The 6,810-nt window shown below is 53.5% G+C and carries 10 protein-coding genes; 3 read left to right on the top strand and 7 right to left on the bottom strand.

Annotated features, from left to right (window positions below; all coding sequences use genetic code 11):
- The first annotated feature begins 47 nt into the window (after positions 1–47).
- The gene (gene panB / locus ACYZYZ_RS04465; RefSeq protein ID WP_305169875.1) at positions 48–836 is read left to right on the top strand and encodes a 3-methyl-2-oxobutanoate hydroxymethyltransferase; all 789 of its coding nucleotides are present in this window, start codon (positions 48–50) and stop codon (positions 834–836) included.
- Here panB and ACYZYZ_RS04460 read toward each other — a convergent pair.
- The 7 genes from ACYZYZ_RS04460 to ACYZYZ_RS04430 form a co-directional block, all read right to left on the bottom strand.
- Entirely contained in the window at positions 833–1,708 is an 876-nt protein-coding gene (locus ACYZYZ_RS04460) for a UbiA family prenyltransferase (protein WP_461483398.1), read from the bottom strand. The genes panB and ACYZYZ_RS04460 overlap by 4 nt on opposite strands.
- 31 nt (positions 1,709–1,739) lie before the next feature.
- The gene (locus ACYZYZ_RS04455; RefSeq protein WP_461483397.1) at positions 1,740–2,309 is read right to left on the bottom strand and encodes a ferritin family protein; all 570 of its coding nucleotides are present in this window, start codon (positions 2,307–2,309) and stop codon (positions 1,740–1,742) included.
- Positions 2,310–2,411: 102 nt separating this feature from the next.
- Entirely contained in the window at positions 2,412–3,050 is a 639-nt protein-coding gene (locus ACYZYZ_RS04450; RefSeq protein WP_461483396.1) for a glutathione S-transferase, read from the bottom strand.
- A 24-nt stretch (positions 3,051–3,074) separates the two neighbouring features.
- Positions 3,075–3,332, bottom strand: coding sequence for a hypothetical protein (locus ACYZYZ_RS04445; protein ID WP_461483395.1), 258 nt, complete (start codon positions 3,330–3,332; stop codon positions 3,075–3,077).
- Between the two features lie 57 nt (positions 3,333–3,389).
- Complete coding sequence (locus tag ACYZYZ_RS04440) at positions 3,390–3,818, bottom strand: SET domain-containing protein-lysine N-methyltransferase (protein ID WP_461483394.1); 429 nt, start codon at positions 3,816–3,818, stop codon at positions 3,390–3,392.
- 78 nt (positions 3,819–3,896) lie between these two features.
- Complete coding sequence (locus ACYZYZ_RS04435; protein ID WP_461483393.1) at positions 3,897–4,286, bottom strand: hypothetical protein; 390 nt, start codon at positions 4,284–4,286, stop codon at positions 3,897–3,899.
- A gap of 36 nt (positions 4,287–4,322) precedes the next feature.
- A complete protein-coding gene (locus tag ACYZYZ_RS04430) occupies positions 4,323–4,931 on the bottom strand; it encodes a DNA-3-methyladenine glycosylase I (RefSeq protein ID WP_461483392.1) in 609 nt (202 codons plus the stop codon).
- Between the two features lie 184 nt (positions 4,932–5,115).
- On the opposite strand from ACYZYZ_RS04430, the gene ACYZYZ_RS04425 reads away from it, so the two are divergent.
- Together ACYZYZ_RS04425 and ACYZYZ_RS04420 are read left to right on the top strand one after the other, a co-directional pair.
- Positions 5,116–5,775 carry an alpha/beta hydrolase gene (locus ACYZYZ_RS04425; protein WP_461483391.1) on the top strand — a complete coding sequence of 220 codons (660 nt, stop codon included), beginning with the start codon at positions 5,116–5,118 and terminating at the stop codon, positions 5,773–5,775.
- Positions 5,776–5,778: 3 nt separating this feature from the next.
- On the top strand, positions 5,779–6,807 hold the full coding sequence (locus ACYZYZ_RS04420) for an MBL fold metallo-hydrolase (RefSeq protein WP_461483390.1): 1,029 nt from the start codon (positions 5,779–5,781) through the stop codon (positions 6,805–6,807).
- Positions 6,808–6,810 lie beyond the last annotated feature (3 nt).

Here is a 6,810-nt window from a genome sequence, read left to right as displayed (position 1 = left end):
CTGAACGCCTCCTGGGTACCGAGCCATCCAATGGAACCGATTCGTCCATGAAAACTGTCACCATCCACACCCTGCGCGACCTCAAATCCCGGGGAGAAAAGTTTCCGGTCATCACCGCCTATGACGCCTCCTTTTCCCGCTTGATCGAACAAGTCGGTATCGAAGTGGTGTTGGTGGGGGATTCCCTGGGCAATGTTATTCAGGGTCAGGACAGCACCGTACCGGTGACCATGGACGACATGGCCTACCATGTCAGCGCCGTGCGCCGCGGCAACAGCAAGTCCCTGATCATCGCCGACCTGCCGTTTATGGCCTACGCCAGCGAAGAACAAGCGATGATGAATGCTGCCGAGCTGATGCAGGCCGGTGCGCACATGGTGAAACTGGAAGGTGGCGCCTGGCTCGAACACACCGTTTGCCTGCTTGCCGAACGCGGTATTCCGGTATGCGGACATCTGGGACTGACCCCACAATCTGTCAACAAACTGGGCGGCTACAAGGTTCAGGGCCGGGATGAACAGGCAGCGGAAATGATGCTGAAGGATGCCAAATTGCTGGAGCAGTCGGGTATCGACCTGCTGGTGCTGGAATGTGTACCAGCCGCCCTGGCGAAACAGATTTCAGAGGAATTGTCCGTGCCGGTAATCGGCATCGGCGCCGGTGCCGATACCGACGCCCAGGTTCTGGTAATTTACGACATGCTCGGCCTGTCTCCCAAAGTGCCGAAGTTCTCACGTAACTTCCTGGCGGAAACCGGCAGTCTCGAAGGAGCCCTCAATGCCTACGCCGCAGCGGTCCGCGACGGCTCATTCCCGGGACCTGAACACGGCTTCTAGGTCCACAGCAGCGGCCACAGGAGAACACTCCCCGTCGCCACCAGAAATACCAGTGCAGCGCACAGCATCATGCGTTTGGGGTTGGGGCCAATTCGCTGGATATAGACAATCGCCAGCGCCGAAGAGAATGCAAACGGCTTGGCAAGCGTCACCGCCTGCGGCCCCAGCCAACTTCCCAGCACCAATAGCCCCAGCGACAACGACCACAGTAGCGAAGCAGCACGATAGGTGCTGTCGGCGCCGTGGCGCACCGCGAAGGAGCGCTTGCCCGCCTGGCGGTCCGTTACAATTTGTGGCGGCTGGTGGGAAAACAGCAGTGCCGTGGCAAACGCCGAAAATGCCAAGGTACCCAGCAATGCAATTAGGCCCGGCGGTTGCCCACTGACAAACCATAACCCGCTGAATACCCCGCCGTAACAGACTGCCGTAGCCCACTCCCCGGCGGGGCTATAAGAAAGCGGTCGCTTCCCGACGTTATACAACACCCCCAACACCGCCAGGGGCAGGGCAAACCCGAGAATCCACAGCTGCTGAAACAGTAACAGCATCAGCAGCCCCAAAGCGCCGCCGACGGACAGGCTGATCACGCCATGATAGAAGGCTGTGCGCACACTGCCCCCGTGGGCACGCACCCAGGAATCGTACTTTTCGGTATCGGCACCCAACTGCCAATCTTTCGCATCGTTGAGCAGATTAATGCCATGTTGCAACAGCACCACAGCCAGAGTCGCCGGCCACAGCGCCTCGTGATTGACCGACGTCTGCGCCAGCAACCACACCGCCACACCGGGCAAAATGGACACCAGGTAGATGGCAGGGTTGAGCGCCTGCCACCACCGGGTTGGAGAAGGGTCCGCAACGACTACCGTCAAGGCGCGAACCCTACGGGAAGGCAAAAATGAATCAGACTGAGACCTGAGACTGGGATTGCTGCTGGGTACGGAAATTAACCAGGGCCGCTTCGAACCACAGCGCGTGCTCGCGCTCAGAGTCGATCACCTTCTGGTAAACCTCGGCGGTATCGGCATCATTAGCCGCCAGCGCCTGGTCACGGAAACGGGGATAGATATCGCGGTCTTCACGCTCTTCCACGCGAATCGCCACTTCCAGTGCTTTCTCCACCACACCTTCAGGGTTCATAGCAATCAGCTCATCGCAATTGGCACGAATGGTCTCCAGAGCATCGATAGCCCGCTGGGTATCTTCGCCACGCTGGGGCACACCAATATCACTGTACAGCGCCCGCAGCCACACGGCGTGCAGCTTTTCTTCGCCCGCCACTTTTCGAAACAGGGTCGCCAATTCAGGATAGCCCGCAGAACTCGCCCAGCGGGCAAACTCCGGGTACATCACTCGGTTCTCGTATTCCTCCACGTCCACAAACGATTCAGCCGTTTTGGCCATATCGTCAGATTGGCACGCTGCCGCAAAGCATTGAAAAATCATCTCTTCCGTAATGTCTGCTTTGGCCATTTCTTTCCTCCGGAAAATGGTTGGGTTTGAACAAGGGTAAATCAAGGCTGTTACGTTAACGTGTAACAGCGTATTGAAAAAGTGCTTTTTCGACTCCCGATCCTAGACAGGGAAAAGTTGCGGAACATCACCTTCTTTCCACACCGGATACTTGGCCATCGCCGCCAAAAACAGGTCAGAAAGCAGTAGCCTTTGCAGCCACGCTTGCAAGTGGGGGTATGGCGCACTGTCGAACCAGCCCTTGTCCACAAAGGCGAACTGGCGGACAAAGGGAAAGATCGCCACATCGGCAAAACACAATGTATCCCGCAGCAGGTAGGCGTGTTGCTGCAAGCGTGTTTCCAGCCTCTGCAAAAATAGATCGCCTTGGCTACGGTAGTACTCGGCAGAATATTCCGGATGGCGGTCCGCATACTTATAGCGGTCCAGCCACGGTTTGAACTCAACATCATTCTGACGCACCAGTTCGTCAATCTGCTCCACCAGCGAATCGTCCCAGCAACTATCGGGGTCATTTTGTGCCAACGCCCAGCGCATCACATCATAGCTTTCGTCCAGCACCGTACCATCTTCCAGCACCAGCACCGGCACCGTGCCTTTTGCCGAGGCTTCCAACATCGCGGCGGGTTTGTCCTTAAGCAGCACCTCCCGCAGTTCGACCTGAATTTCGGCATAGCAGAGCGCCATCCGGGCACGGATGGCATAAGGACAACGGCGAAAAGAGTAGAGAACAGTAAACATAATATAGAGAAATCAGATATGAAATTAATCTTCTGACTTTAAATATCCTTCATATTTTTTGATATACCAGCATAAAAACGGCGTACCGAAGATAACAAACCACCCGATAGAGAGAACGAAACCAGCAAATGCTTCCAGGCTGCTTTGAAATATGGCCAATACCAAAAGAAACAGGCTACCAGCAAACCAAAACAAAAAGAGGAACAAAATACGATCAAGCATTATCAACTCGGCGGACTCTTTACTCCATCGATCATCGCCAGAACATTCAATGTTAAACATGGCAGCCTTTCTTACTTTGTATAGTTTTTTAATCATGTATATTTTTTCGACTTGAAATCAAAGTTCCTTTTTCTCAATACCTTCCTTTTGAAACCATTCTTCTTTATCTGGCAGGCCTCCATCGTTCTCTTGTCGATAATGAATCGTTAGCTGCTCGTCGGGATCAATCGCTCTCCTAGCTCTAAATCTGAGAATTTTATTTTTATCATCCGCCTCGTAAATCAAGTTAGGCCTGTCGCTATGGTTATAGATACTTCCATACCCTAGAGCAATAGCTATTCCAGCATCAGTTCCTGTCATCATGCCCCACCTAAATACACGATTCTTGAACTCCTTAGGAACATCGGGATATTTCTCTTCCAATATAAAAACCGGTGCTTCTTCAACAAGCTCTCCTTTGAAAAAGGCTCTTATGGCAAAAACACCTCTCCCAACTTCTGGATCGACCATTCCAACATAAACGTGCGGGGGCTTGATCTTCTTCATTCTCTGCAAGAATCCATCTAGTTAACAACCAAAAAACGAACTAAAACTTCATCAAAACCACTGAACATAAAAACCTCTTTAACTCTTATCACAACCGGATATTCTCTGGACAATAAACACCGCAACCCCAACCTCCACCAAACTCCATGGCACCGCTATCTTTAACAATTCAAACGGCAGCACATTCATATTTCCCACCACCAGCCACATCAGTACGAAGCCCATCAGCCAGCCGATTGATAGCGTTTCCATAAAGCTCAATTTGCTACGCAGGTAAACGAGGCAACCGGCAAACAGGAAGCCCCACAATCCCCAGATGGCGCCATTGAGCGGATCAGATGGAAATTCAAGCCCTAGGGATGCGTATTTATCTAACCAATATTGTTTGAAGAGAAATTCGTTGCGGACAAATTCTGAAAAATTCACCCAAATTCCTGACACCAAAACGGCGAGCGCGAACTTTTTCATGTTCATATCTCTTTTTTATTTCTAGCTGTTTTACTTTTATTCCGGCCTGACAAAGTGTTTGCGGGCGGCTTCCACTTCTTTCCTGATGGCGCAACCCTCGGTATGGTCGTTGATCAAGCCCATTGCCTGCATAAAGGCATACACGGTGGTCGGGCCGACAAATTTCCAGCCAAGTTTTTTTAATGTTTTGGAAAGTGCCACGGATTCTTCCGAGGTGGACTGTGTTTGTGGTGCCGGCAGTGTTTCTATGTCCGGTTCAAAGCGCCAGAAGAAAGCAGCCAGGGAGCCCTCGGATGCAGCCATCTCTCTGGCCCGCTGGGCGTTGTTGATCACCGACTGAATCTTACCGCGATGGCGAACGATGCCCTTGTCCTGCAACAGGCGCTCCACATCCAGCTCGGTGAATTCAGCGACTTTGTGAAAATCAAAGTGCTGGAACGCGGCGCGGAAGTTTTCCCGCTTGGCGAGTATGGTTCGCCAGCTCAAGCCAGACTGAAAACCTTCGAGACAAATTTTTTCAAACAGGCGAACGTCGTCGGCAACCGGGAAGCCCCACTCCCGATCGTGATATTCAACATATTCCTCAGTGGCGGCACACCAGGCACAACGCGGTTTGCCATCGGGGCCAATAAAGTTTGCAGACATCTCTAATTCCTTTTTCCTAACGGGTATCGAGACATCCTCAACGTACTGTCTCAGGACCTCTACCCGAACGCCGTGCGACGCCGAAACAGAGGGCACACTCAAGACTAGAGCATCCGGGTATCAAAGCAAGTCATAACCCCTATAATGCCGGTTCATCCAATTCATTTTAATTTGAGGGCTACCCATGAGTCTTTTGCCCTGTGTGGAAGTTGAACCCGCACAACCTGCCACCGCTGCGGTGATCTGGCTACACGGCCTCGGTGCCAATGGCCACGACTTTGAACCCATCGTTCCTGAGCTGCGACTGCCCGCGGACTTGCCGGTACGCTTCGTATTTCCCCACGCGCCGCAACTGCCGGTGACCATCAACGGCGGCTATGTGATGCCTGCCTGGTACGACATCCTGGAAATGAGCCTGGAGCGCAAAGTCGATGAAAAGCAATTAAAGGCCTCCGCCCGCTGTGTGCATGACCTGATCGACCGCGAGATTCAGCGCGGCATCGACAGCAATCGCATTGTGATCGCTGGATTTTCCCAAGGCGGCGCGGTCGGTTTTGAGGCAGCACTGAGCTATCCCAAACCGCTGGCAGGACTGTTGGCAATGTCGACTTACTTCGCCACCGCCAATTCCGTCCAAGTTAATCCGGCCAATGCCAAACTGCCGATTCAGATTTTCCACGGCAGCTACGATGACGTGGTACCGGAATTCCACGGCCAGAACAGTGTGAAGGTACTCACTGATAAAGGCTTCGAGCCTGGCTATCAGACCTTCCCCATGGACCACTCGGTATGCATGGAGGAGATCACCGCCATTTCCGACTGGTTGCAAAAGCTACTGAAGTAACCCATGAACAATAGCCCGAAGTATCCATTTTCCAATCCACCCGAACAGGGCCAACCACAGCAAGTAGCCGACGGCGTCTACTGGCTACGGATGCCGCTGCCGTTCCGCCTCGATCACATCAACCTGTGGCTGCTGGAAGAGGACGATGGTTGGACGATTGTCGATACTGGACTGGCCTCCGATGACACCACCGAACTGTGGCTGAAGCTGTGCCCGATGCTTTCCGAGGAGAAACCGATCAAGCGCCTCATCGGCACCCATATGCACCCGGACCATATCGGCCTAGCGGCCTGGCTTTGCAAACACAGCGGTGCGGAATTCTGGATGTCGCGCGGCGAGTACATGCACTGCCGCATCCTGTTGGAAGACAGTACCCGGCAAGCGCCGGACGAGGCCGTCAATTTCTATCACGCCGCCGGTTTCAACGACGAACAGCTTAACTACTACCGCTCAAAATTTGGCGCCTTCGGCAATATGATTCGCGGCATGCCGAGCATCTACCACCGGCTGCGGGACGGCCAGATTTTTACCATCAACAACCGCGAGTGGCACATTGTGATGGGGGAAGGCCATTCACCGGAGCACGCCTGCCTGCACTGTCCGGAACTGGGGCTACTGATTTCCGGCGACCAGTTGCTGCCCACTATTTCATCCAATGTCAGCGTCTGGCCCATCGAGCCCGCTGGCAACCCATTGCAGGACTGGATCGATTCCTGCCACAAACTACGGAACCTGCTGCCAGAAGATACCTTGGTGTTGCCTTCCCACGGCTTGCCGTTCACGGGAGCGCTGCCAAGACTGCAAAGCCTGATCAACGAACACGAGCGGGATTTGCAGACTGTGTTGGATAACTGCGGTGAGGCAAAGCGGGTGGTGGACCTGTTCCCGCTGATTTTCAAATCATCAATACCCCATTCCATGCTGACGCTCGCCACCGGTGAGAGCTATGCAAACCTGCACTGCCTGATGGCACGGGGTCAGATCAAAATGGAAAAAGATGCCGACGGAGTAAACTGGTATCGGCGTAGCTGAAGC

This window comes from Porticoccus sp. (assembly GCA_023261185.1).
Taxonomy (GTDB): domain Bacteria; phylum Pseudomonadota; class Gammaproteobacteria; order Pseudomonadales; family Porticoccaceae; genus Porticoccus; species Porticoccus litoralis.
Note: the sequence above shows the minus strand (reverse complement) of the source record. Positions and strands in the feature narration are given on the sequence as shown.